Below are 26015 nucleotides of genomic sequence, written 5' to 3' on the forward strand. Positions count from 1 at the left end.
ATGCTGCGTTATATCCTGCAACGCCTCGGGCAATCCGTGCTGGTGATGTTCGGCGTTTCGCTGCTGATTTTCTACAGTTTGCATCTTACCGGTGATCCGGCGGCGGTCATGATGCCGCCCGGTTCGAGCCAACAGGAAATCGAGAATTTCCGCCACAGCATGGGATTTGACCGTTCGCTTATCTGGCAATACGGGCATTATCTCACCGGTGTTTTGCACGGCGATCTCGGCGAATCCCTGCGCTACAGCCAGCCGGTCACGGAGTTAATTGGTCAGCGCGTTCCCGCCACCTTATTGCTCGCCGTCAGCGCCCTGCTCTGGAGCACGGTTGCCGGTTTGCTGCTCGGCATCATCAGCGCACTGTATCAGAACACCGCGTGGGATTTGCTCTCGCGTCTGCTGGCGTTCAGCGGTCAGGCAGTCCCGGTTTTCTGGCTCGGCCTGTTGCTGATTATCGTATTCAGCCTGAACCTGCGCTGGCTGCCGTCCGGCGGTTATGGCAGCGCCAGTCAGCTGATCATGCCCGCCCTGAGCCTTGGCGCGTATTACATGAGCGCGATTGCGCGCCTGATCCGCGCCAGCCTGATTGACGTTATGCAGCAGGATTATATCCGCACAGCGCACGCCAAAGGGCTGAGTGCCTGGCGGATTGTGGTGCGTCACGGATTACGCAATGCGCTGATCCCGGTCATTACCGTGCAGGGCATGTATTTCGCCTCGCTGCTTGGCGGCGCACTGGTGACAGAAATCATTTTTGCCTGGCCGGGCATTGGCCGCCTCGCCGTGCAGGCCATTCAGAACCGTGATTTTCCGCTGGTACAGGCCATTGTGCTGCTGGCCGCGCTGGTGTTTGTCGGCATCAACCTGATTATCGACCTGCTCTATGTGGTACTGAACCCGAGGATCCGCCTGTGAGTATTTCCATTACGCCAGCGATTTACCCGACGCTGGATTTGCTGTCTGCCATTACGCCATTCGCCAGCGTTTCCGGCCAGCTTGATCAGCAACGCGCACTGGCGCACTGGCTGGAAGACTGGATCCGCACTGAGCTGGGCGGCGTGCCGGTGCTGTCCGTAAGTGAACAGACGCAACTTAGCGCCCCGCCGCTGGTACACATGCGCATTGACCGGCAGGCGGAAAAAACGCTGGTGCTTTACAACATGTACGACGTGATGCCCGCGGACGACGCAGGCTGGGAATTCCCGCCATTCAGCGGCGGCGTGTCTGACTGGCCGGGCGTCGGCGAAGTGTTTATTGCGCGCGGTGCCGAAAACAACAAAGGCCCGCTGGCGGGCATGCTGATGACGGTGAAATCTCTGTGCGACAGCGGAAAACTCAGCGTCAATATTGAAATTATTCTGGAAGGCGAAGAAGAGACAGGCAGCGGCGAACTGCGCCGTTATCTGGCGCAAAATCCCTGCCCGTTGTCTGCCGCCAGCGCCGTCTTTTTCCCGTCGCTGTGCGAATACGGCGGCGGCGAACCGCGCATCTATCTCGGTTTCAGCGGGCTGAGCGGCGGACGATTAAAAGTCAGCGGCGGAAAATGGGGCGGGCCGTCTGCGGCGATCCACGCCAGTAACGCCAACTGGATCGCCAACCCCGTGTGGCGGCTGGTGGCGGCACTGAACGCCATCGCACCCGCGCAAAACAGCGGCGTGATTGTCCGTCAGGTGATAGATGAGGAAGCCAGCTGGATGCTTTCCACTCTCGCTGCACAGTTCAGCATCGCCGACGAATTAGCGTTCCGCCGCAGTGAAACGTTATCGGTCAGCGGCGACACGCTGGCCTGCCTGCAACAGCTGATCAACGGCGCGGTGCTGAATATTTCTGAAATCCGCAGCGATCCGCTGGAGTCACGCGGCGTCATTCCGTCCAGCGCAAGCGCCGAAATAGCGTTGCGCGTCCCGCCAGGTATTGACGGTGAAAGCCTGCTGACGGTGATCCGCCAGACGCTTTCCCGCCCGGAATTCGACGGCGTGGAACTGGAACTCGACGACAGTTATCCCGGCCACCGTTTTGCCCATCACAGCCCCGGTGTCGACGCTCTGCTCACCAGCTATGAAATGCAGGGCGCAAAACCGCAAATCTGGCCATGGGCACCCGGCTGCGCACCGGCTTACACCTTCGCGCGCGTGGCACCGGCCTTCCTGATTGGCGGGCTGGGCCACGGCGGCAACGCGCACGGCGTGAATGAATTCGTCACACTGCGCGGGCTCGAACGTTTTCAGCAATCGGTCACAGACTGGATCACCGAATTCAGCAAAGGCCCTCATTTTTCTACGCAGGCGGTGTGATCCGCAGGCGTTTTGCGTCAACTCCCGGGAAAGTTTTAAAAAATAAACCAGCAGGATAATTGCCATGAAACAGTCCGATGATTTTGAAAGAGTTTCACTGGGGTTCTTCCCCACGCCGCTTGAGCGCCTGACCACATTAGGCGACTCACTCGGCATCACGCTGGACATCAAACGCGATGATTACACCGGTTTCGGCGGCGGCGGCAATAAAGTCCGTAAGCTGGAATATCTGATGGCCGACGCCTGCCGCAACAACGTGGATGTGGTGATCACCACTGGCGGACATCAGTCCAACCACGCACGTATGGTCGCCGCCGCCGCACGTAAATTCGGCATGAAACCGGTGCTGGTGCTGCGGGGCAACCAGCCAGAGGTGTATCAGGGCAATCTGTTGCTCGACAAACTGTTTGGCGCGGAGCTGGAGTTTCTCGATCCGGACGGCTATTTCACCCAGATTGAAGGCGCGATGAATGCCCATGCTGACGCCGCACAGACAAGGGGCGAAAAAGCACTGATCATTCCGCTGGGCGGTGCCACACCGCTGGGTGCGCTGGGATATGTCCGCGCCATCGAAGAAATGGACGCCCAGCGGAAAGAGCGCGGGCAACTCCCGCCAGATGTCATCGTTGCGCCCACAGGTTCCGGCGGCACGCTGGCCGGATTGTATGTCGGTGCCCGCCGTTACTGGCCGGACACCAAAATTGTCGGTATCAGCGTCAGCGCTAAAGCCGAATGGTTCCAGACCCGCATTTCCGCCATGGCGCAGGATTGCGCTAACCTGCTTGAATGGCCGCAAAGCTGGACACCGGACGACATCTGGATTGAAGACGGTTTTGTTGGTACCGCGTACGGCGTGCCTTCTGACGGCGGTATCGACGCTATCTACCGCGTTGCACAGGCTGAGGGTGTGCTGCTGGATCCGGTCTACACCGGCAAAGCGATGCACGGCTTAATCAGCCTGACTGAGCAAGGCAAAATCAGTGCCGGTTCGCGGGTGATTTTCGTGCACTGCGGCGGTTCACCGGCGCTTTATCCTTTCGCACAAACGTTGCTGGAGCACTGAATATGACACCGGGTTTTCGCATCCTGAACCGCGCAGATATCGTGGCACTCGGCGGCACCGATCCGCAGGCCGCGCTGGATGATATCTGTGACGTTGTCACGTTGATGCGTCAGAATGCGGCGCAGATGCCGGCGGAGACCCACGTCAGTTTAGGCACGCCGCGCGGCAAAGCCTATGCGTTGCCCGCCAGCGTGGGCGGGCGGTTTAACGCCGCCGGGGTGAAATGGACCGCACATCGCCCGGATGCTCAGGACCAGTTCCCGCAGGCGATGGCGCTGACGCTGATTAACCGCGCCGATAGCGGCCAGCCGCTGGGGCTGGTGGAGAGCGGCGCGCTGACCGCCACGCGCACCGCTGCGGTGACGGCCCTTGCGCTGCGCCATGCCGCGCCGCGTCCCGTTCAGCGCGTGTTACTGCTCGGTGCGGGCGTTCAGGCGATGGCGCATCTCGACATGCTTCGCCAGCTTTTCCCCGATCTGCGCCAGGTCAGCTGGTGGGATCGCAGTGCCATTGCATTGCCGGTGGATACCGCGCGATTTCCCTGGCCGCTGATTCGGATTCCCGATCTTCACAATGCGCTGGCGCAGGACGCTGACGCCGTGCTCACCTGCACCAGCGCCGCCAAACCGCTGCTCGGGCCGGAAACGATCCGCGCCGGTCGTCTGGTCATTCAGGTTGGCTATCACGAAGTGTCCTTTGCAGCGATTAACCGCTCGACGCGCGTGCTGGTTGATTTATGGGGAGATTTCTGTGAAACCAGCGCCAAAAGTCTGTTCCAGATGTACCGCGCCGGAAAGTTTCTGCCCGAACACGTCGACGCCGATTTAGGCAATCTGCTGCTCGATGGCTGGCGACCGGCGGCTGACGACAGTGTGTATTTCTCCTCTTTCGGCCTCAACGTTTTTGATATTGCCCTCGCTTCCCGCGTTTTAAAACTCGCCGCCGAACGCGGAACGGGCACGTTTTTAACGCTTTTCCCGGAGTAAAAATTTGGCTGCTCACAATGTAATAGAAAAAAAACTGCTGATCAGCGCCGCAGAGTTGCTGTCGCGCCGCCAACTCGGGCAGGCATTTGCCCTGATTGACGTCCGTGAATTTTCGCAGTGGCAAACCGAAACAGTGCCCGACGCACTTCACCTCAACGTGTACGATTATTTTATTCCCGACAGCACCTTTGCAGGCATTACGGGGATGGCGAATGCGTTTCACCGGGCATGGCAACAACTGGCTATCAGTGACAACGTCACGCCGGTATTCTTCGAACAACAGGTCGGCATGCGTTCCCCGCGCGGCGCATGGTTTGCGCAGTTCGGTGGCATTGATAATGCGCTGATTCTGGATGGCGGACTGGAAGCCTGGACGCAGGCAGGCGGCCAATTACAGCCTGGTTCCGGTCGCCGGGCAGTCATCAGCGTAGACAATCCGGATACATTAACCCCTTCCGTTTTCCGGAAAGACCTGACCGCCACCCGCGATGACGTGCTGAGCGCGCAGACCACGGGCGCGCAAATTCTGGATGCACGCCGTCCGACAGAATTCAGCGGCGAATTTGCGCATGAATGCTGTCAGCGTGCGGGCAGAATACCCGGTGCGAAGTTGCTGTTTTGGGAAGATGTGGTGCAAAACGGCGCATTTCTCAGCGCAGAGGAAATTCGCCAGCGGGCAGACGCCGCGGGTTTATCGCCTGACCAGCGGACGATCATTTATTGTCATCGCGGTGCGCGGGCGGCCACGGTTTTGATCGCGCTTCAGCGGGCCGGCTATCGCCAGCTGGCGGTGTATGTCGGCTCGTGGCATGAATGGGCAGAACACCGCGAACTGCCACTGTTGACCGGCTTTCAACCCGCCTGACGCAGTTGCAACGCCCGCGTGATATCGGGCGCGGCGGCCAGTAAGGTTTGCGTATAAGGATGTTGCGGCGCACGCAGAACCCGCGCCGTATCGCCGCTTTCCACGATTTTCCCGTGATACAGCACTACCACGCGATCGCACACCTGTTTCACCGCTGCCAGATCGTGACTGATAAACAGCACGGTCAGCCCGAGCTGCTGGCGCAACTGATCCAACAGCGTCAGAATCTGCCCGCGCACCGAAAGATCCAGCGCCGAAACGGCTTCATCCGCCACCAGTAATTCGGGTTCCAGCGCCAGCGCGCGGGCAATTGCCACACGCTGACGCTGCCCCCCGGAAAACGCGGCGGGCAGACGGTTGGCGTGATGCGCTTCCAGCCCGACGAGTTTGAGTAATTCTTCCACACGCGCCTGAATTTGCTCCGCAGGCTGCAGCTTATACACGCGAAGTGGCTCGGCAATTTGTTCGCCGATGGGGATTCTAGGATTCAGACTGGCGTAAGGATCCTGAAAGATAATCTGCGCACGGCGGCGCATTTTCTGCCGCGTTCCGTGGCTGGCCAGTGTCAGCGACACGCCGTCAAATTCGATATCGCCGCTGTCGGTGTCCGTCAGACCCATAATGGCGCGCCCGAGCGTGGTTTTGCCGGAACCTGATTCACCAATCAGCCCGAGAATTTCCCCCCGGCGTATATCCATCGTGGTCGGGAAAAGCACCGTCTGGCGCTTTGCCGGAACAAAGGGAAGACGTTGCGCCTGCGGATAACTTTTGGTCAGCCCGCGTAAACGCACCAGCGGCGAATCCGCGCTGATTTCACAGGTCTTTTCACGCGGTTCCGGCTGCGACGCGCCAATCAGTTTGCGGGTATACGGCTCCTGCGGATGCGTCAGCAGCTGCGCCACTGGCCCCTGCTCAACCAGATTTCCCTGATGCATCACGTAAGCGCGGTCGGCGTAGCGTGCCACCACGCTCAGGTCATGCGTAATCAGCAAAATGCCCATGTCCATTTCCTGTTGCAGTTGCTGCAACAACGTCAGAATTTGTGCCTGAATGGTGACGTCCAGCGCTGTCGTCGGCTCATCGGCAATCAGCAACGCCGGTTTACAGCTGATGGCGCTGGCGATCATCACCCGCTGACGCATCCCGCCGGAGAGCTGATGAATATACTGCTTCGCCCGTTGTTCCGGATTCACAATCCCGACGCGATCGAGCAATGCCACCGCTTCGCGGTGCGCCTGTTTCCAGCTCAGCTGCTGATGGCGAACCAAAACCTCGGCAATCTGCTCCCCAACTTTCAGCACCGGATTCATGCTGGTCATCGGTTCCTGAAAAATCATCGCAAGCCGTTTCCCACGCACCGGGGCGTCAAAAGGCATCTGCGGGCTGGCAATTCTCTGATCATCGAGCCAGATTTCTCCGCCGGTCATACTCACGCCGGACGGCAACAACCCCATCAGCGCCAGCGAACTCAGGGTTTTCCCCGAACCGGACTCACCAACCAGCGCCACAATTTCACGGCGGTTTACCTGCAACGAAACAGGCTTAACCAGTGGCAAACCGGCGGCGGTATGAATGGTAAGAGAGCGGACATCAAGGAGCGGTCTGGCGGTTGTCATGGGCGAATCCGGCGAAAAAATGAACTCAGAGAATATATCGTATATCTTTAAGTGGCAACCCGCATGCAGTCAGCGGGTTAGATGGTTTTGTGCGAGGTTATAACGGTTTGGTTGGTAAAGATCTGACTCAACAGTACCGGGTGCAAGTGATCAATACCAGGGTGATATCATCATCCTCCAGAACGATTGAATATGTTTCTCCCATGCTGTTTAGTTCTCCGTTTTTGATGCCATTTTCTGACAGAAAATTTTCAACCTTTTTCTTCGCTACCATGATGTCCCCCACGTTTTCCCATGTGACCCGCTCTTGTGTAAAGCCATAATTATCGTCAGCCCGTGTGTAATACAAAATATTCTTAGAGATATCGGGGGCATCCCTGAATAGCTTTGGGGTTAAAAGATAATAATCAAAGACATTTGATCTCTTATAATCCTTCCCGTCAAGCGTATAGATGAGCATGAAATATAAGTAAAAGGCAAAAAGCATCACTGTGATAACTATCAGAATAATTATCGCAAGAATGGACTTCAGACAAAACCTTATCGTACTCAACATTACCGCAATCCTTTTATTAATTAAAAACAGCGTGCTTCGTTTTCCAGTCTCTGATCTGGAAATAATCGGGCACAACAGGCGCATGTGGCCATAAATCAATCATCGGAGGTTTGCGATTATTTTTTAACCCATCAGTAAAATCCCAACCTTTATTCCGGGTAGAAAAATAAACCTCATGATTCATTCTGTCTCTCTATTCAAATAATGTTTCAAATGGCCCGTCATTAACTCTGTTATATATATAATTATCGGAAAGGTCAGTGAGTGGTTTAATGTAATTCAGCCAGGAGGGAAGATAGCCTTTTCTCGGCAAAAATTTCCTCAACGGTGAAGGCTGGGGGAACAGCAATGGCCGGAACTCTTTATTCTTATAGCTTCCTATTGGCCCGTAGCAACCCCAAATACGTAAGGCATATTCTTTGGTTGTGGGATAGGCAAGAACGACCGGATCTCCACCGTTACCAAATATCCGGTAAAAACCGACTAAATCCGAAACCAGATCTCCACCGCTAAATCCGCTGTCTGTATACCAGGAAAAGGCGCGAGATTGCTCCAGTACTTCAAGCCGGTAGGCTGTTTTCATCATGATGGTCAGTGCGATTCTTTTTTTGACCTCCCAGCTCAGGCAGGAACGCACCATCAAAGGCGTATTAATCCCGACAGCAGTTTGCCTCGTGATGTTATTGATCTTAAAGTTCAAGGCAAAATCCTGAAAGTAATCTACCGGAAAGTACCATTCATTAAACTCAGGAAAGAATTTTCTGTTTTTTTCTTCGAACAAAATGGCTTTAAGCCTCCGGCAATCCTCCCCGCCAGCATGGCCGAGATCGACCCAGCCCAAAACCCGGGTATAGATGATTCCACTTTTTTCCCCAGACGAACTGGTTCCATCTTTTATATCACTGCGTTTGCTCATTCCCTTCTCCTTTACATCACAATATCTTGCCAGAAGCTGTAACCCGACGTTCCCGCCTGAAGATGATGCCATGTGATGCTTTTAAACGTAAAAATCATATTTTCTTCCGGTTGTGCTTCGCTGTGGTCTATCGAGTGGGGGAAATTAACGGAATCATCAATGAGATAAGCGTCACATAATTCGATTGAATAATACTTTGATAGCATACCTGTCGTATCGATTCGCATAATGTCTAAATTACACTGTAATTTTTTCATTATTGGCGATGACAACGCCCAGCAGGGGCGACGATTTATCGATAACTTTGGTTACTGATAGAGGTTGATGACACACGTTTTGGTCACGATGCGTGCTGTGTGAAAGTGCGAGTAAAAATATTTGATCACGATGCAGTGCCTGATATTTATTTCCCATGGAGTCATAGGTTCCGCACCCCTGAGAAATCAGGCCTTGTTTCTCTCCGTTCAGCGTCATGTAGATTTGATTAGCCATTTAACACCTCCTGTGAATTTACGAGGTTATAGCTGAATAAAACCTTCCAAACAAATGCTGTATTTCAATATAAATATAGGAACAATTCATCCACAGCATAATTACCAAGAGAGACCCCTTTGTTACAGGAAATCTTAATTTAAGAAGTTAGTCATCTTCTTAAAAATTAAACTTAATATGAGACGTTATGCACATTATTAAACAGATAAGCAGATAGCCGAAGTGCCAGAAATCAAGACACAAAAAACCGGCACTATTCTGCCGGTTTATTTTCACTATTATTTTAATACTCAGACCTGTGCCATTCCGCCGTCGACGAAGAGTTCGACACCGTTGATAAAACTGGCGGCATCGGAGGCCAGGAATGCGACGGTTTTGCCGATTTCTTTCGGTTCACCCAGACGACCTAACGGGACTTGTGCGGCCAGTGCATCGAACAGGCCCTGACGGTGTTCTTCCGGAACCAGATCGCCTAAGCCCGGGGTGCGGATCGGGCCCGGGCTGACGACGTTGACGCGGATGCCGCGGTCTTTCAAATCCAGCGCCCATGAGCGGGCAAAGTTACGCACGGCGGCTTTACTGGCGCTATATACGCTGAAACTCGCCGTGCCCAGCACTGAAGTGGTGGAGCCGGTCAGAATGATCGATGCGCCATCGGCCAGCAGCGGTAAAGCTTTCTGAACCGTGAACAATACGCCGCGGACGTTGGTGCCAAAAATACGGTCAAAGTGTTCTTCGGTGATGCTGCCCAACGGTTGCATATCGCCGCCACCGGCGTTAGCGAAGAGAATGTCCAGGCGCCCTGCGGTTTTGGCGATTTGTGCATAAACCGCATCAAGGTCGGCCAGAACGGAAGCGTCGGCGCGGATACCCGTTGCCGCCGCGCCAATTTCAGCGACGGCGGCGTCCAGTTCTGCCTGACGGCGACCGGTGATAAAGACCTGCGCGCCCTGTTCCGCCAGCTCTTTCGCTGTACCCAGACCGATGCCGCTTGTCCCGCCGGTGACCAGTGCAATTTTACCCTTCAGTGGAGTTGTCATTTTTCATTCCTCAAAGTCAGATCAGGTTAAGTAAAGTTGCCAGAGGGAGGTGACCGTTGTCTGCCGCCTCAGGCATGGCTGTAATTTAGCGCCTGACGGTTTATTGAAAAATAGTGAAAAATGAAAATGACTATTCCTGTACGTGTATAATCAAAGCATCGGATAACCGGCGGGAAAAGCGTGTGGATCAGTTAACGGCAATACGGGCGTTTGCCCGGGTGGTTGAGGCGGGGAATTTCACCCGTGCGGCGGATTCTCTGGATATGCCCAATGCGACGCTGAGCAAAATGGTGCAGGAACTGGAGGCGCATCTCGGCGTGCGGTTGTTGCAGCGCACCACGCGGCGCGTGACGGTGACGCCGGAAGGCAGCGAATATTATGAGAAAACGGCGCGTATCCTGCGCGATCTGGAAGATGTCGATACGTCGTTTAATGCCGTGCGCAGCAAGCCACGCGGGCTGTTGCGCATTGACGTCGGCGGTTCGACGGCGCGCGATGTGCTGATCCCGGCACTGGCTGATTTTATGGCGCTTTATCCCGAAATCCGTCTGGATCTGGGCGTTTCTGACCGTCCGGTTGATCTCATCAGTGACAATGTGGACTGCGTGATACGCGGCGGGCCGCTGGACAACTCTTCGCTGATCGCCCGCAATATTGGCCATGCGACGCTTATCACCTGCGCGACACCGGCTTATCTTAAAGCCTTTGGCACACCGGCTTATCCCGATGAACTGAAAAACGGTCACCGGCTGGTGAGTTATCTTTCACCGCAGAATGGCCGGGCTTTTCCGTTTCGTTTTGAACGCGATGGCGGGAAAACGGAAATTAAGGTCGATCACCGTATTGGCGTGAATGAAAGCAACGCACATCTGGCGGCCGGAATGGCCGGTCTGGGGATTATTCAGACGTTCAGCTATTCCATTTGCGACATGCTGCAACGCGGAACGCTGGTGGAAATCCTGAAAGAGTGGCGGCCTGCGCCCTATCCGTTCCATGCGGTCTATCCGCAAAACCGCCACGTTCCGCATCGTCTTCGCGTGTTTATCGACTGGCTGGTGGAAACTTTTCCACAAAAAGTCAGCGGTCAGCTGCGATCAATACAGAGTTGAAAAAAGGGTTTGCCGTTACGGCCGTTTTCCAAATTCACACTCCCGCTGCGTCCATTTGCGTGCCTGTTCGCTCAGCGTGAAACCCAGCCCCGGCCGGTCTGACAGCCACATCCGCCCGTCGCGCAGTTCCAGCTGTTCATTAAAGAGCGGGTTCAGCCACTCGAAATGCTCGAGCCAGGGTTCCAGCGGATACGCGGCGGAAAGATGCAGATGCACTTCCATCGCAAAATGCGGGGCCAGTTTTTTACCGTGCCGCGCGGCCAGATCCATAATTTTTAGAAACGGCGTGATGCCGCCCACGCGTGGCGCATCCGGCTGCACATAATCGCTGGCATTGCCGAGGATCAGCTGTTCATGCTCGCGGTAGCTGGTCAGCATTTCTCCGGTCGCGATCGGCGTATCGAGCGCGGCGGCCAGCGCAGCGTGGCCTTCCACGTCATAAGCATCCAGCGGTTCTTCAATCCATACCAGATTAAATGCTTCCATTTTCCGGCCCATGCGGATGGCGGTTTCGCGATCCCATTGTTGGTTGGCATCGACCATCAGCGGGAAATCATCGCCCAGTTCCTGACGCACGGCGGTCAGACGGCGAATGTCTTCGCGGGTATCCGGCTGGCCGACTTTTATCTTGATGCCACCGATGCCGCTTTCGCGGGAAATCGCGACATTTTTGATGACCTGCTCCAGCGGCGTATGCAGGAAACCGCCGGAGGTGTTGTAGCACTGCACGGAATCGCGGTGTGCGCCGAGCAGTTTCGCCAGCGGCAGTCCGGCGCGTTTGGACTTGAGATCCCACAGCGCGATGTCGATCGGCGAAATCGCCTGAACGGCCATGCCGCTTCGGCCCACCGATGCGCCCGCCCACAGCAGTTTGGTATAAATCTTGTCGATATCGTTTGGATCTTCACCCAGCAGATTGTCGGCGATTTCTTTCGCGTGAGCATAAATCCCCTGCCCGCCAGCCCGTTTGGAATAGCTGAACCCGACGCCTTCAAAGCCGTCACGCGTGCGGATTTCGGCGAAAATAATCGCCACTTCTGTCAGCGGTTTTTGCCGCCCGGTCAGCACTTTTGCGTCACTGACGGGCGTCGCCAGCGGCAAGATGGACAGCGAGATTTTCACCCACGCAATTCTGTCACCGGTTTCTGCCGCCGTTTTTGTGTCTGTCGCTTTTGCGTAAGTCACTGCCTGAGAATTTGTTCCGGAAACCATCTGCTAAACCTCCACGTTAAGATAATATTTAAAATGATTGCGCAATCATTGATACACCCGCTCGTTAACGCTGGCTATAAATAAGGCAGATAAATTTGTTTCCGCTCACAAAAATGGCGGTATTTCTGGCACTAAGCATGATTTGTATTTTAATCCCTGCGATACTGCTCCCCTGCTGTTTACGCGTAATGATATCGCAATCATTGATGAAAGGTTCCGCCTGTGAAAAACGCTTCTGACGCTAAAAAAAGTCCCACGCGGCCGCCGACGCTGGAAGATGTCGCCCGCGCGGCAGGGCTTTCGCCGATCACCGTGAGCCGCGCGCTGAATACGCCGGATATCGTGCGCCCGAAAACGGTCGCTAAAGTGAAAGAGGCGGTGCTGCTGACCGGCTATATTCCCAATATGCTGGCAGGCGGGCTGGCGTCGCGGCGCAGCAAACTGATTGCCGTGGTGGTGCCGCAAATCAACAACAGCATGTTTATCGATACCATTCAGGCCATCAGCGACGAGCTGGCGCGGCGTAATTACCACATGCTGCTGTGCGTGTCGGGCTACAGCCCGGAAAAGGAAGCAGATATTGTCTCGACGCTGCTTTCCCGCAGGCCGGACGGCATTGTGCTGACCGGGATCCACCACAGCAGCGAGCTGAAAAAATGCGTGCTGAATGCCGCCATTCCGGTGGTGGAAATCTGGGATCTGACGCCGACACCGCTCGACATGCTGATCGGCTTTTCGCACGAGAAAATCGGCAATGCCCTCGCCCGCTTCATGCTCGGTAAAGGGCATCAGCGCTTCGGGCTGATCTGGACGCCCGACCAGCGCGCCGCGCTTCGTCATAAAGGCATTCTGGATGTGTTCGCCACGCATGAAGGTCTGACGTTTACCGACAGTCACGTGCCGTTACCCGCGACCATTGCGCGCGGGCGCGAGGCGATGGCGCAACTTCTGGACAGCGGCGAACAGTACGGTGCGATTATTTGCAGCTCCGATACGCTGGCGCAGGGTGCCATTTTTGAGGCGCAAAGCCGCGGATTGCGGGTTCCTGAGGATGTTGCAGTGATAGGGTTTGGCGATCTGGACTTTGCGCAATGCACCTTGCCACCGCTGACGACGGTGAAAATCGATCGCTGGAAAATCGGACAGCAGGCCGCCACGTTGCTGGCAGATAAAATTGAAGAATTGCCGGTGGCAGAAAGCGTGGTGGATATCGGTTTTACGCTGATTGAAAGAGGCTCAGCGTAAAACCGTTGAGGCAAATTTTCAGGCTTCGAACATTTCCGCGCCGATATACGACCCTTCTTTTGGCGCTGGCGGCACAAAGAATATCCCCGAACCGATGTGGGAAATGTATTCGTTCAGCGCATCGGAAGAACCGAGGCGGGTTTGCAGCGCTTCAAACTGGGCGGGGTCTTTCTGATAACTGATAAACAACAGGCCGGCATCCAGCTGCGCCATGTTGTTCAGACCGTCCGTATAGTTGTAAGAGCGGCGTAAGATTTTAATGCCCTGATTATTTTCATGCGACGCCAGACTGATGTGCGCGGTCGCCGGAATGATCAGGTTTCCGTCAGCATCTTTCTTCTTAAAATCAGGCGTATCAAATTCCTTTGTACCGGTTAACGGCGCGCCGGAAACTTTGTGGCGTCCGAACACATTGTTCTGATCACTGACGCGGTCGGTGTCCCAGCTTTCAATGTGAATTTTGATTTTACGCACGACCTGATAACTGCCGTTTTGCTGCCACGCGGGCCCCCCGTCTTTGATCCAGACATATTTATCGAAATCAGCTTTCTCGGTGATGTTGCGCGTGCCGTCCTTAAAGCCGAACAGATTGCGCGGCGTGGACTGCCCTTTTCCGGCGGACGCACGACCAAAGCCCATGACTGTCCAGCGGGTTTGGGCTGCGCCGGTGCTTTTGGCGATACGCGCCAGATCTCGGATGGCGTGATACGCCACCTGCGGATCGTCCGCACAGGCCTGCAATGACAAGTCACCGCCGGTCAGTTCCGCCTGCATGTCGTCACTCGGCAACTGCATCAGGTTACGCATCAGCACCGGTTTGTGCTGCGTCAGCCCGAATGTGTCCGTGAAGACGCGCGGCCCCAGACCGACGGTCACCGTCAGCGACGCCGGGCCGAGGTCCATCGCTTCACCGGTATCCATCCCGACGCCGCTGTCACGGGCAGGTTCAACCTGTCCGATGGTGCCGCCTTTCATCAACTGCGCAATCGCCGACGACCAGCGCGCCAGCAGAACCTGCAAGTCCTGCCGCGTGGTGGTCGTCAGATCAAACGTCATAAACATGATATGGCGCTGCGGCGGCGTGCTGATCCCCACCTGACCTTCGTGACCGTAAAAAGAATACTGACGGGAAAGGTCAATTTTATCTTCCGGGTCGCGGGCGGCCGTGGCCTGACCATGCGCATAGCTGACCGTTGGAATAGCCAGAGCACCAGCGCCCGCCACTGCGCCTTTCAGCAATTCACGACGGGAAAACTTACCGGCCTCCCTGGCCGGACTGAGTTTGTCGCTCATTGATCAGGCTCCTTTATTCGCCGCCACTTTCTCAGCGATTTTAGACAGAGGTTCCTGCAACGCCTGAATAGTACGGCTCAGTTTGGCGGCATCAGACGCTTTCAGTTCAGCCGTGTAGTATTTATATCCGCCCGGGACTTTTGAGTCGCGGTAGGTTTCCAGCATGTCGTGAACGGCAGCGAACTGCGCAGCAACCTGTTTAGTCAGTTCAGGATCAATTTTTTCCAGACCCGGTTGCAGATAAGCAAATGCTTGCTGCGCGCCTTCGACGTTACCGGCGAAATCCACCAGATCGAAGTGGCTGAATGCCTCTTCCTCCCCGTTGATTTTAGTGTTTTGCACTTCTTCCAGCAGGTCGGCGGCGCCGTTAGCCAGATCTTCAGGCTTGTAAGTCAGCGCTTTGGTCAGTGTGTCCAGACGCACCACGTTCTGCTGCAATTCGGTGGCCGTTTGTTTGGTTTCGGCAGTGATTTTGCCCTGACCGAACAGGTCACGTTCGATGGCGTGGAAGCCGTGCCAGCCCGCTTTCGGATCCAGATTGGATGCACGCATGTCGATCAGGTAATCCAGATTCCCGGCGTTATCGGTCGCTTTGAAGCCCGGCAGAATAAAGCCGTTCACATCAGATTCGATACGTTCGTAGAACGGACGCGCTTTGGCGTAATCAGCTTTGGCCGTCGCCAGGTCGCCAGCATCAATATCCGCTTTCAGGCGGTTAACGGCCACGACCATCGCGTCCACCACGCCATTCACATAAGTCGCGTAATCTTGGGTGCCCTGCGCCAGAATGATGGCGGTACTGCCCTGGGGCTGCGCGGCGCTTTTGCCGGTCACGGTGAAGTCGATCAGTTCACGTTTCGCGCCCGGGCAATAGATTTGGTATTTGCCGCCATCGAGCGTGAGGGTGAATTTCACCGCTGGCAGCCCCGGCGCGAGGTTCTCTTTTTCGCCAAGAATACGGTTGTTGCTCAGCAGTTCTAATTCGGTGATCGCCGTCGCGGTTTTGTTCACCACGTTAAACGTCACCGGACCGGCTTTCGCAGAATCGTGGTCGACCACGCAGGTGCCGTCTGCGGCGCTGGTCATGGTGATATTCACTTCAGAAACGCCGTTTTTCACCGGAGCCACCGATGCCGCATTGGCAGGCGCTTCCACGGAGAACATCAGCAATGCCGTCAGACCCGCGGCCGTCATCAGAGACTCTTTTTTCTTAAACGTCTTAATGCGCATAAGTTTCCTATCCTTTATTTATTTTTTGGTAAGCCAGTGTGTAATGGAGAACCGAATGACAGGCCGTCTTTACCCAAAACAGAAAGCCGTTCATTGCGGAGTTTCAAGAGAACCCGTAATGCAGAGATGACAAAAACAAGGGCCAGCACCGCCAGAAGAACAGGCAAAATGACGGCCCAAAAACGGTAAGTATCCTGATAAGTTTGCATCTGTTGCAGCGCATCAGACACGCTCTGCTGATACGCGCCGCTCACCTGCCAGTTACAGTCGGACGCCGCCGCCGTAGGATTGCGCGCCGTGACGGTGCGCGGAGATTGCAGGCCGCTGCCCGAAAGCGTGATCACTTCGTCGGCCTGCGCGCTGGCCCCCAGCAAAACGCCCTGCGCCACGGAAACCTGAACGCTGCAGTGAAGCGTCCACGCCGCCTGATACGGCCCCGGATGCTGCGCCGGATCCAGCCCGATCGGAATACGGTTGCCGTACAACGCCACCACCGCATCGAGATCCAGAATCGCGGGTGCGCCCGGCGGCGAATACGTACTTTTAACCGTCCACTCATCCGCTGGCATTCCGGCCTGGCTGCCCGCCGTTGCCGCCTCCGCAGGCAGGTTAATCACGGTGGCACCGCCGCTGGCCGTTTTCACACTCAACTGATAACCGTTTCCGGCCAACGGCAGAAGCTGTAACTGCCCCACGGCGTTTTGTGCGTCATTGCTGACCAGTGGCGCGGTATCCGGCACCTGAAGCGTAAAAGCGGGATAAAACAGGAACAGCGAAATGGCCGCCAGCGCCAGCACGGCGGCGGACGTCAGCAAGGCGCGGGCAGCCACTTTTGCAGAAGGACGATAGTTTGCGGGCCAGTAAATCATCACCGTGACAATCGCGATGTAGAGCACCCAGCCGAAAGTTTCAATCAGGTTCGGATCGGCAGGAATACCCAGAACGCCGGTGATCAGCGCCGAACGGATCGTGCCCGGCGGCACCAGCCAGGAGAGATCGGCAACGCGCTGCTGCCCGATGTTGAGCCAGCCCGCTTCATGCGCGGTCATCAGTGAGGTAATAATCAGGCCACCGGCGACGAAAATCAGGAACAGGCCGGTGAAGCGGAAGAAGCGGGAAAGGTTGATGCGGATGCCGCCGTAATAAATCCCGCAGCCGATAAATACCGCCACCAGAAGGCCGATAACCGCCCCGGCGGCAGCCCAGGCCGCCGACTGCGCCACCGAGAAAGTGGCCAGCAGGAAGACGCTGGTTTCAAAACCTTCTTTAAGCACGGCAAGAAATGCCATGCTCGCCAGCGCCCAGGCGCCCGACTGGCTGATCGCCTGCGCGGCCTCGCTTTCCAGCTCTTTCTTCATATTGTGGGCGTGGGTGTTCATCCACAAAATCATACCGGTGACGAAGAAGACGGCGACGCCGCCAATCACCGATTCCATCCCTTCCTGGCCCGCCTGCGGCAGCGCGCGTTCAGTCAGATCCAGCGCCACACCGACCACCACAGAAAGCACCACGGCAAGCACTACGCCGACCCACATCGCGGTCAGACTTTTGCCATTCTTACGGAGAAACGCCGCAATAATCCCGACGATAAGCGCGGCTTCTAAACCTTCACGAAGTCCGATAATAAAAGTGGCTAACAAAGGGCTGACTCCGCGGCAACAAGAAGCATTATCAATTATTAATGATAATTGATATCAGTTGCCCGAACGGGAAGGAAGAAATGGAGTATGAGGATTTGCAACAGAGTGATGTGAAATTAAGAAAAGGGTGTAAAGAGTGCTTTATTTGTAACCAAATAATAAATAGAGAATAAAAAGGCCAAACCGGTGGTAGCGATACGGAAGATATTCAGCATCTTCATCACTCTTTTGGCCTCAACCACATCACACCGGCGGCGACCAGCACGACAAGCAGCCCCACTGATAGATACAGCATCCAGTTATTTACTTGCGCGATGATGTCGCCAAATACCCAGCCGATCGCCAGCAGAAACAGACTCTTGGGAATGGCAGCGAGGATGTTGTAGAAGAAAAACGGAACCAGTGGCATTCGCGCCATACCCGCACCGGTCAGTACCAGCGCACCGGCAGAATGGGTCAGCTTTGCTAACACCAGCAACCGCCCGCCTTTATGCTCAAAACTGCGCACCATTTTTTCAAGTCTGGGCTGCGTCAGCCCAAGGCGTGCCAGCCAGCCAGGCGGTTGTCCGTCCGGCCCGATAACCCAGCGCCCGAGCGAATAAAAAAGAATATCGCCAAGCACTTCACCTGCCATCACGATGGTGAATACCGTTGCTAAACTGAAATAATTCAGACGGACAAAGTAGCCCGCAAGCACCGTCACCACGGGGCCTTCGATAATCGCCAGTGGCGTCAGGAACAGGAGTCCGTGCGCTTTAATCAGTGATTCAATAGTTTCAAGAGCAAACATGCGGTTATTTTTCCCGGAGAGACGCTTTTGCCAGAATACAGCCACCCGTAAACGATCTCCAGAGACGTTAATGTCGGCGTTTGCCGTAAGGAAATGTTTTTATTATCTGTTATTCGGAATTTTCTTAATGGCATCGATAAACTGAAATATTTCCGCAGTAATCTGTTCATCTTAATCGTGACCGGATCTGTCAACATGGAACGCTCAGGCTATTTGCAAAGACAATTTACGCCCAGCTCCCGTTCTTTAACTGCCCGGGAATTGTGTATTGATGCCCCTTTTGTCACCCCGGAAAGTGACAACTTGAAAGTGATGGAATTATTCACCCAGCACTCTTCGCTGATCAGTTTGCCCGTTGTCGAAGACCATCGCCCCTTCGGGCTTATTAATCGCCATATCTTTCTTTCCCAGATGGCGCGACCTTATTTTCGCGAACTGTATGACCGGAAAAGTTGTATCGCGTTTATGGATAAGCACCCGCTGGTAATTGATTCCGAAAGTACGCTCGATGAACTGGCGCAGAAAATGGTGGAGTCCGGCGACCGCTCGGTTACGGACGGATTTATTCTGACCACCGGCGGCCATTACATCGGCATGGGGCTGGGGATCGACGTCATCAAAACGGTGTCGAACGTTCAGACCCGGCAGCATCAGCAAATCATGCAAAGCATTGAGTACGCGCGCGTGATCCAGGAATCAATGCTGAACAAGTCGCATAAAACGCTGACGGCGCAGCTCAAAGACTGGAGCCTGGTGTGGCAGCCGCGGGATCTGGTCGGCGGTGATTTCTATGCGTTTCATGAAGTTGACGGCGGCTGGCTGCTGTTTGTCGCCGACTGCACCGGCCACGGCGTGCCGGGCGCGTTCATGACCGTGATCCTGTCGTCGGCGTTGGATAAATCCTTGCAGGAATGCGCGGCCAACCGCCCGGATTTGCTGCTCGGTCACGTGAACCAGTTTATCAAACAGACACTCGGGCAATCCGAACAGTCGAATCAGACCTCCACATCCAACGACGGCTGCGATGCGATGGCGGCGTTTATCGACCCGCAGGATCCGCGGCTGATCTGGGCCGGTGCGCGCCTTTCCGGTTTCCTGTTACCGGCTGAAAGTGAAGAAGCGGTGGCGCTGAGTGCCGACCGGATGGGTGTGGGATATACCGAAACGCCCGCTGAATATCGCTGGACGCTGCATGAAACCCCGCTCAATCCGCAGGATTTACTGTTTATTTATACCGATGGCCTGACCGATCAGGTTGGCGGTAAACGCAACATCATGTTCGGGAAGAAAAAGGTGAAAACGCTGCTCGAACAGCACCGTTTAGCGCCCGTGCCCGAACTCTCGGCAGCGATGATGCAGGCCTATCTCGACTGGCAGGGCAATCAGCAACGCCGCGATGATATGACCTTTTTAGGTTTCCGTTACTGTGGCCTCAGGGGCCGGCAACCGTAGAGTTTATTTATGACAAACGAACCCGTTTTCACCGGACCGTTCAGTGCGCCGCATTATGACGTGGTGGCATTGCAGTACACCGGATTTTTCTCGCAGAACAATATTACCGCGATGGGCGAAGTGATCCGTTTGTATCTGGAACAGCATGAAGCGTCTTCCAGCACACGCCGCAAACTGTTTTCCACCTTTATTGAGATGGTGCAAAACATCCTGCGTTACTCCTCGGATAGTCGTGCACTGGCGCGTGCTGACGACGAAATGCGTTTCGGATCCGTCACGCTGGGCATCGATAATGGCCGGTACGTATGCGAAAGCACCAACCTGATCCGCCCGGAAGATATTGTGCGGCTGCGCGAATATCTGGAGACGATCAGAACCATGAGCGCCGACGAAATTAAACTCACCTATAAAGCGTCGCTACGTGCGGAAAGCCCGGTGTGGAGTAAAGGAGCCAACATTGGCCTGCTCACCCTCGCCCGCGATGCCAGTGAACCGCTGGAATTTACTTTTCATCAGGTGAAAGCCTCTGAACTGTCCACTTTTCATCTGAAAGCCATAATCTAAAAATGAGCGCATCACTATGAACAATATCAGCATCCCTGCGACTTCCTGCACGCCGGAAGTTGAATTTGATTTTGATGGCCGAACTCTGTCGCTGGCCGGTGAATCTTATCCGGAAAATGCGGCGGCTTTTTATCGTCCGCTGATCACCGCCCTGGAAAACTTTGTGCCCGCGCAACCTCAGGGCACCGGCTCGCCGTTGACGCTGCACGTCGCACTGAGTTACTTCAATAGCTCCAGCACCAAAATGCTTTTCAGCCTGTTAAGTGCGGTGAACAACACCGCAGCCGCCGGGATCGCCACCACGCTGCACTGGTATTACGATCCTGAGGACGATATTTCCGAAGAATTCGGCCAGGAACTGAGCCTTGATTTCCCCGCCATCGCCTTCCACCTCCACGCGGAAAGCTACCATGACGAGCTTAGATGAGTTATTCACGGCAGAAAGCGCCATCCTGCAAGACAACCGCGAACTGGCGGAGACGCAGGGACTTGACGCAGAGGTTTACCGCGACGCGCTGATCAAACTGACCGCGCATTATCAGAAGATCATGAACGAATCTTACCGCCTGATCCGCCGCAGCGACCGCGCCGAGCGGGATCTGAACCAGCTCAATGAGCGGCTGGAATATGAGGCCACGCATGATCCGCTGACGCGGGTTTATAACCGCAGCGCCATCATTGATCAGATAACTAAAGCCCTGAATACGGGAGAAGCCGGGCTGATTTTGCTCGACATCGATCACTTTAAGGCGATCAACGATCAGTACGGACATCCGGCGGGCGATGCAGTGATTTGCGGGCTGATCCGGCGCATTGAGCAATCCGTGCCGGAGCTGGGCAGTATCGGGCGCGTCGGCGGCGAGGAGTTCACCATTCTGCTGCCGCGTTACACCAAAGCGCAGTCGGTGATTGTCGCCGGTTATATTCATGCGCTGCTCAACGCATCGCCGCTGGATTTATTGCCAAATCAGCTGGTGACGGCCAGCCTGGGCGTAAGCTGGGGAAAGCAGAACAGCAGCTTTGATACGTTATACAACGACGCCGATGCCGCGATGTATGAAGCGAAACGACGTGGCAGAAACCGGGTGCATTGCGGATAGTCAGAGCGTGGAATTGCAGATAAAAGCGTGAATGCAGACAACCTGCATTCACCTTTTTTAGCCTTAAACTTTCTTAAATTCGAGGCGTTTTATTTCGCCGACCACCAGCAGGTAGCAGAGCATGGACATCAGCGCAGAACAGCCGACGAAGATTAGCGCACTGTTGAATGAATGCAGGTTTTTCACCAGATAACCAATCAGCAGTGGCGTGACGATTGAAGCGACGTTACCGAAGATATTGAATATCGCACCGCACATGCCGATCATTTCTTTTGGTGCGGTATCGGCAATCACCGGCCAGCCCAGCGCCCCAAAGCCTTTGCCAAAGAAAGCCAGCGCCATCAGTGCCACCACCACCACGTTATTATCAGTGTAATTACACAGAATAATTCCGGACGCCAGGATCATGCCGCACACAATCGGGATTTTCCGCGCGGCGGTTAATGAGAATCCACGTTTGAGCAAATTGTCTGACACCACGCCGCCCAGAATGCCACCGCAGAAACCGCACAGGGCCGGAATTGAAGCAATCAGGCCGACTTTCAGAATCGACATGCCTTTTTCCTGCACCAGATAAATCGGGAACCAGGTCAGGAAAAACCAGGTAATGGTGTTGAGGAAATACTGGCCGAAGAAAATGCCTAACATCATTCTGCTGCTCAGAAGCTGACGGACATAATTCCATTTCGGGCCTTTTTTGTCCTTTTTGGATTTCGCCTGATCCATATTGACCACCGCGCCACCTTGCTCGATGTATTCCAGTTCGCTGGCTGAAACACCCGGATGGTCAAGCGGGTTACGGACAAACTTCACCCAAAATAGCGTCAGGATAAAACCAATCACGCCCATCACCACAAACACGTTTTCCCAGCCCCAGGCGTAGGTCAGCCAGCCGAGGAAAGGCGAGAAAATGGCGAGCGAGAAATACTGCGCCGCATTGAAGATGGAAGACGCCGTGGCACGTTCCCGCGTCGGGAACCACGCCGCGACCATACGCGCGTTGGCTGGAAATGCCGGGGCCTCCGCAAAACCTAACAGGAATTGCAGCAGGAACAGCGACCCCACGGCGTACGCCACCGGGAACCAGCCGACGAAACCCTGCACCAGCGTGAAGAACGACCAGAAAAACAGGCTGTAGGTATAGACCTTTATGGTACCAAAACGGTCGAGCAGCCACCCGCCGGGCAGTTGCATCAGCAGGTAGGAAATACCAAAGGCTGAGAATATTTTGCCGAGATCAACAACGTCTAATCCCAGATTTTTAGACACTTCTGTTCCGGCAATGGATAAGGTTACGCGGTCGGCATAATTGACGGCGGTTATAACAAAAATAATCAGAAGAATAATGTAACGGACATGCGTCTTTTTATTTCCTGACGCGACAGATTCAACACTCATGGGAACCCTCTCAATAACACTTTCCGGACTCAGCACGCTTTGAAAAAAATCTCCGTCAAAGTGTGAAATGCAGAAACCGGAGGTTTGCTATCCTTGTTAAAATAAAAAATCCTTTTGGCAGATAACGCCCTTAATTCACCCGTATTGTTGACGCAATGATTGTGATTTAAGGCTACCTTCAGAGGGTTGAATCAGTATAAGAAAGGCAAGTCGAAATAACATTGTGCAGACGCCCAAGGATCAGGAGCCATTTTCATTATTCTACATTGCATTCTCACATTACGATAACGTTGAAATAACACCCATTTATCTCTTTTTTTCCACATCGCGTAAAGAGTGATGTGAGTCACACTTTATATTTCATATGCCAGAAAACTTCCGGTATTCATCGTGTAAAGCCGGTCAGTTGCACAATGGGTAATCAGAAACTTTACTTTATACTCTTTCTCATTAACCCGTATTCATTGACGAATTGTGATAACCTTTTCAGAGAAAGGCGTTAACCCTGTTTATTTCCGCATTAATAAGAACTCATTGCTGTGTTCTTTAATATCAGAAAAACAGCTTTAACATTAAATGCGTTAAAAATAAAAAAAGCAGACCCGCAGAAATGATTCTCTGCGGGTCTGCTTTTCTGTTTACTTTTTATTCCTACATTTATTGGTTACGCTTTTCCCCCCGCTACGGCTTCTTTTGCCAGCTGGGTAATTCGTGTGTAATCGCCGCTTTCCAGCGCATCAGCCGGAACCAGCCACGAACCACCAATACACAGCACGCTTTTCAGCGCCAGATAATCGCGGTAGTTCGCCGGTGAAATGCCACCGGTCGGGCAGAAACGCACCTGCGGGAACGGGCCGCCAATCGCCTGTAGCGCTTTCACGCCGCCATTGGCTTCTGCCGGGAAGAATTTGAATTCACGCAATCCGTGATCGAGCCCCAGCATGAGTTCGGAAACTGTCGAAATCCCTGGGATCAGCGGAATGGTTCCGGCCGTTGCGGCCTTCAGCAGGTCATCCGTCAGACCCGGGCTGATGGCAAATTGCGCGCCCGCGTCGGTGACGTCTTTCAGCTGCTGCGCATTCAGCACGGTGCCCGCGCCGATAATCGCGTCCGGCACTTCGCGGGCAATCGCACGGATCGCGTCCATCGCGCAGGCAGTTCGCAGCGTGACTTCCAGAACGCGAACGCCCCCGGCGACCAGTGCTTTCGCCAGCGGCACCGCGTGTTCCCGTTTATTAATGACAATCACCGGTACAACCGGGCCCGATGTCAGGATTTGTTCAGCGCTCGTTTTCCAGTTTTTCATGTTCGTTTTCTCTTATCTTACGTCTTCGACTTTAAAATTTGATGCAGCACGCGCCCTGTTCCGCGCCGGAAAGCTGGCTGCGCAAGGCACCGAAAAGCTCACGGCCACAGCCGGTATGTTCGGCACTCAGATCCGGCTGGTACGTGGTGCGTTTCGCCAGCCCGGCGTCATCCACCAGTAACGCCAGCTCGCCGGTGCGGCCATTCACGCGGATGATGTCGCCGTCCTGCACTTTCGCCAGCATGCCGCCGGTATACGCTTCCGGCGTGACGTGGATGACAGACGGTACTTTGCCGGATGCGCCGGACAAACGGCCATCGGTGACCAGCGCCACTTTAAATCCGCGATCCATTAACACGCCAAGCGGCGGCATTAATTTGTGTAACTCCGGCATGCCGTTGGCCTGCGGCCCCTGAAAACGCACCACCACCACGCAATCGCGGTTAAGTTTTCCGGCCTCGAACGCAGGCACGATGTCGTGCTGGCTTTCAAAGACGACGGCGGGCGCTTCGATAATCTGATTATCCGCAGGAACCGCCGAGGTTTTCATCACCGCGCGCCCCAGATTGCCGGACAACACTTTGGTGCCGCCGTGATGTTCGAACGGTGCGGAAACGCTGGCGATCACGTTTGTATCCAGCGAGCTTTGCGCCCCTTCCCGCCACGCCAGTTCACCGTTATCCAGCCACGGTTCCTGCGTGTAACGTTCCAGCCCGAAACCGGCGACGGTGCTGACGTCCTGATGCAACAGACCATGATTAAGCAGTTCGCGCACCACCCGCTGAACGCCACCGGCAGCCTGGAACTGGTTAATATCCGCCGGGCCGTTCGGGTAAATGCGGCACAGCAACGGCACGGCGTCGGACAGCTCAGAGAAATCATCCCAGTTAATGATGATGCCCGCCGCACGCGCCATCGCCACCATGTGCATGGTCAGGTTGGTGGAACCGCCGGTCGCCAGCAGCGAAACAATACCGTTCACTACGGTTTTCTCATTCACCATTTGTCCGAGCGGCTGATAATTACCGCTGGTTTCCGTCAGACGCGTCACCTGACGCGCCGCCGAATCGGTCAGCGCATCGCGCAATGCGGTGTCCGGCGGCACGAATGACGAACCCGGCAGGTGCAGGCCCATCACTTCCATTACCATCTGGTTGGTATTGGCCGTGCCGTAAAACGTGCAGGTGCCGATGCCATGATATGACGCGGCTTCTGCTTCCAGCAGCGCCTGACGATCCACCTTGCCTTCGGTGTACAACTGGCGAACGCGCACTTTTTCTTTGTTCGGCAAACCGGTGCTCATCGGTCCGGCCGGAATAAAGACCGCAGGAAGGTGCCCGAATGACAGCGCCGCCATGACTAATCCCGGCACGATTTTGTCGCAAATTCCGAGGTACAGCGCGCCATCGAACATGTTGTGCGACAGGCCAATGGCGGCGGACATCGCAATCACATCGCGACTCATCAGCGACAGCTCCATGCCGTCCTGCCCCTGCGTGACACCATCACACATCGCCGGTACGCCGCCCGCCACCTGCCCGACGGCACCGACGGATTTCAGCGCCTCTTTCAGTCGCTGCGGATAATGCTCGTAAGGCTGATGCGCGGAGAGCATGTCGTTGTAGGCGGTGATAATCGCGATGTCGCTGCGCACCATGTTTATCAGGGCATTTTTCTCATCCGGCTGGCAGGCCGCAAAACCGTGCGCCAGATTGCCGCAGGCCAGCTGCGCGCGGTGAACCGTTTTCGAACGGGCAGATTCCATGCGCGCCAGATAGGCTTCGCGGGTCGGGCCGGAGCGTTCAATGATCCGCTGCGTGACGCGCGAGACTGTTTCGTTAATCATTT

23 protein-coding genes and 1 pseudogene are annotated in these 26015 nt (G+C 55.0%); 11 read left to right on the forward strand and 13 right to left on the reverse strand.

The features are described 5' to 3' along the window. From ACLBVC_RS13795 to ACLBVC_RS13815, 5 genes are all read left to right on the forward strand, one after another. On the forward strand, positions 1–915 hold the full coding sequence (locus ACLBVC_RS13795) for an ABC transporter permease (protein ID WP_410150084.1): 915 nt from the start codon (positions 1–3) through the stop codon (positions 913–915). Then, positions 912–2294 (forward strand): M20/M25/M40 family metallo-hydrolase, encoded by a 1383-nt coding sequence (locus ACLBVC_RS13800; RefSeq protein ID WP_410150085.1) that lies wholly within the window; start codon positions 912–914, stop codon positions 2292–2294. Before ACLBVC_RS13795 ends, ACLBVC_RS13800 begins: the two co-directional genes overlap by 4 nt. A gap of 64 nt (positions 2295–2358) precedes the next feature. Beyond that, a complete protein-coding gene (locus ACLBVC_RS13805; protein WP_410150086.1) occupies positions 2359–3357 on the forward strand; it encodes a 1-aminocyclopropane-1-carboxylate deaminase/D-cysteine desulfhydrase in 999 nt (332 codons plus the stop codon). A gap of 2 nt (positions 3358–3359) precedes the next feature. Next, positions 3360–4343, forward strand: coding sequence for an ornithine cyclodeaminase (locus ACLBVC_RS13810; RefSeq protein WP_410150087.1), 984 nt, complete (start codon positions 3360–3362; stop codon positions 4341–4343). 4 nt (positions 4344–4347) lie between these two features. Then, a complete protein-coding gene (locus ACLBVC_RS13815) occupies positions 4348–5208 on the forward strand; it encodes a sulfurtransferase (RefSeq protein WP_410150088.1) in 861 nt (286 codons plus the stop codon). On the opposite strand, the gene ACLBVC_RS13820 is transcribed toward ACLBVC_RS13815, so the two are convergent. The 5 genes and pseudogenes from ACLBVC_RS13820 to ACLBVC_RS13840 all read right to left on the reverse strand — a co-directional run bounded on the left by ACLBVC_RS13820 (position 5196) and on the right by ACLBVC_RS13840 (position 9828). Continuing rightward, positions 5196–6824, reverse strand: coding sequence for a dipeptide ABC transporter ATP-binding protein (locus ACLBVC_RS13820; RefSeq protein ID WP_410150089.1), 1629 nt, complete (start codon positions 6822–6824; stop codon positions 5196–5198). The two genes, ACLBVC_RS13815 and ACLBVC_RS13820, sit on opposite strands and share 13 nt — an antisense overlap. Positions 6825–6951: 127 nt before the next feature. Beyond that, positions 6952–7380 (reverse strand): hypothetical protein, encoded by a 429-nt coding sequence (locus ACLBVC_RS13825; protein ID WP_410150090.1) that lies wholly within the window; start codon positions 7378–7380, stop codon positions 6952–6954. Between the two features lie 193 nt (positions 7381–7573). After that, entirely contained in the window at positions 7574–8296 is a 723-nt protein-coding gene (locus ACLBVC_RS13830; protein ID WP_410150091.1) for a hypothetical protein, read from the reverse strand. Positions 8297–8307: 11 nt separating this feature from the next. Next, positions 8308–8788, reverse strand: a pseudogene (locus tag ACLBVC_RS13835) (Hcp family type VI secretion system effector). A 290-nt stretch (positions 8789–9078) separates the two neighbouring features. Beyond that, the gene (locus tag ACLBVC_RS13840) at positions 9079–9828 is read right to left on the reverse strand and encodes a glucose 1-dehydrogenase (protein WP_410150092.1); all 750 of its coding nucleotides are present in this window, start codon (positions 9826–9828) and stop codon (positions 9079–9081) included. Between the two features lie 182 nt (positions 9829–10010). Here ACLBVC_RS13840 and ACLBVC_RS13845 point away from each other — a divergent pair, with 182 nt between their 5' ends. After that, complete coding sequence (locus ACLBVC_RS13845) at positions 10011–10937, forward strand: LysR family transcriptional regulator (protein ID WP_410150093.1); 927 nt, start codon at positions 10011–10013, stop codon at positions 10935–10937. A 15-nt stretch (positions 10938–10952) separates the two neighbouring features. On the opposite strand, the gene ACLBVC_RS13850 is transcribed toward ACLBVC_RS13845, so the two are convergent. After that, positions 10953–12149, reverse strand: a complete 1197-nt coding sequence (locus tag ACLBVC_RS13850; protein WP_410150094.1) for an L-talarate/galactarate dehydratase — start codon at positions 12147–12149, stop codon at positions 10953–10955. 222 nt (positions 12150–12371) lie between these two features. Between ACLBVC_RS13850 and ACLBVC_RS13855 the strand changes: the two genes are divergently transcribed. Beyond that, complete coding sequence (locus ACLBVC_RS13855) at positions 12372–13394, forward strand: LacI family DNA-binding transcriptional regulator (RefSeq protein WP_410150095.1); 1023 nt, start codon at positions 12372–12374, stop codon at positions 13392–13394. Positions 13395–13412: 18 nt separating this feature from the next. Here the strand turns inward: ACLBVC_RS13855 and efeB are convergent, their stop codons facing one another. From efeB to ACLBVC_RS13875, 4 genes are all read right to left on the reverse strand, one after another. Then, positions 13413–14687, reverse strand: a complete 1275-nt coding sequence (gene efeB / locus ACLBVC_RS13860) for an iron uptake transporter deferrochelatase/peroxidase subunit (RefSeq protein ID WP_410150096.1) — start codon at positions 14685–14687, stop codon at positions 13413–13415. Positions 14688–14690: 3 nt separating this feature from the next. Next, positions 14691–15917: an iron uptake system protein EfeO gene (gene efeO, locus ACLBVC_RS13865; protein ID WP_410150097.1), complete on the reverse strand. Its 1227-nt coding sequence runs from the start codon at positions 15915–15917 to the stop codon at positions 14691–14693. A gap of 14 nt (positions 15918–15931) precedes the next feature. Then, positions 15932–17557, reverse strand: a complete 1626-nt coding sequence (gene efeU / locus ACLBVC_RS13870; protein ID WP_410150098.1) for an iron uptake transporter permease EfeU — start codon at positions 17555–17557, stop codon at positions 15932–15934. 220 nt (positions 17558–17777) lie between these two features. After that, on the reverse strand, positions 17778–18347 hold the full coding sequence (locus ACLBVC_RS13875) for a DedA family protein (protein WP_410150099.1): 570 nt from the start codon (positions 18345–18347) through the stop codon (positions 17778–17780). Positions 18348–18542: 195 nt separating this feature from the next. Between ACLBVC_RS13875 and ACLBVC_RS13880 the strand changes: the two genes are divergently transcribed. Genes ACLBVC_RS13880 through ACLBVC_RS13895 form a run of 4 tightly spaced genes read left to right on the forward strand, consistent with a single transcriptional unit; the run spans position 18543 to position 21463 of the window. Further along, positions 18543–19799 (forward strand): SpoIIE family protein phosphatase, encoded by a 1257-nt coding sequence (locus ACLBVC_RS13880; protein WP_410150100.1) that lies wholly within the window; start codon positions 18543–18545, stop codon positions 19797–19799. Between the two features lie 9 nt (positions 19800–19808). Continuing rightward, positions 19809–20363, forward strand: a complete 555-nt coding sequence (locus tag ACLBVC_RS13885; protein WP_410150101.1) for a SiaB family protein kinase — start codon at positions 19809–19811, stop codon at positions 20361–20363. A 16-nt stretch (positions 20364–20379) separates the two neighbouring features. Continuing rightward, positions 20380–20790, forward strand: a complete 411-nt coding sequence (locus tag ACLBVC_RS13890) for a DUF1987 domain-containing protein (RefSeq protein WP_410150102.1) — start codon at positions 20380–20382, stop codon at positions 20788–20790. After that, positions 20774–21463, forward strand: coding sequence for a GGDEF domain-containing protein (locus ACLBVC_RS13895; RefSeq protein ID WP_410150103.1), 690 nt, complete (start codon positions 20774–20776; stop codon positions 21461–21463). Before ACLBVC_RS13890 ends, ACLBVC_RS13895 begins: the two co-directional genes overlap by 17 nt. A 63-nt stretch (positions 21464–21526) precedes the next feature. On the opposite strand, the gene ACLBVC_RS13900 is transcribed toward ACLBVC_RS13895, so the two are convergent. The 3 genes from ACLBVC_RS13900 to edd all read right to left on the reverse strand — a co-directional run bounded on the left by ACLBVC_RS13900 (position 21527) and on the right by edd (position 26013). Continuing rightward, the gene (locus ACLBVC_RS13900) at positions 21527–22861 is read right to left on the reverse strand and encodes an MFS transporter (RefSeq protein WP_410150104.1); all 1335 of its coding nucleotides are present in this window, start codon (positions 22859–22861) and stop codon (positions 21527–21529) included. Positions 22862–23525: 664 nt separating this feature from the next. Beyond that, a complete protein-coding gene (locus tag ACLBVC_RS13905; protein ID WP_410150105.1) occupies positions 23526–24167 on the reverse strand; it encodes a bifunctional 4-hydroxy-2-oxoglutarate aldolase/2-dehydro-3-deoxy-phosphogluconate aldolase in 642 nt (213 codons plus the stop codon). A 31-nt stretch (positions 24168–24198) separates the two neighbouring features. Then, the gene (gene edd / locus ACLBVC_RS13910; protein WP_410150106.1) at positions 24199–26013 is read right to left on the reverse strand and encodes a phosphogluconate dehydratase; all 1815 of its coding nucleotides are present in this window, start codon (positions 26011–26013) and stop codon (positions 24199–24201) included. Positions 26014–26015 lie beyond the last annotated feature (2 nt).

This window comes from Rahnella selenatireducens, assembly GCF_046449555.1.
GTDB lineage: Bacteria > Pseudomonadota > Gammaproteobacteria > Enterobacterales > Enterobacteriaceae > Rahnella > Rahnella selenatireducens.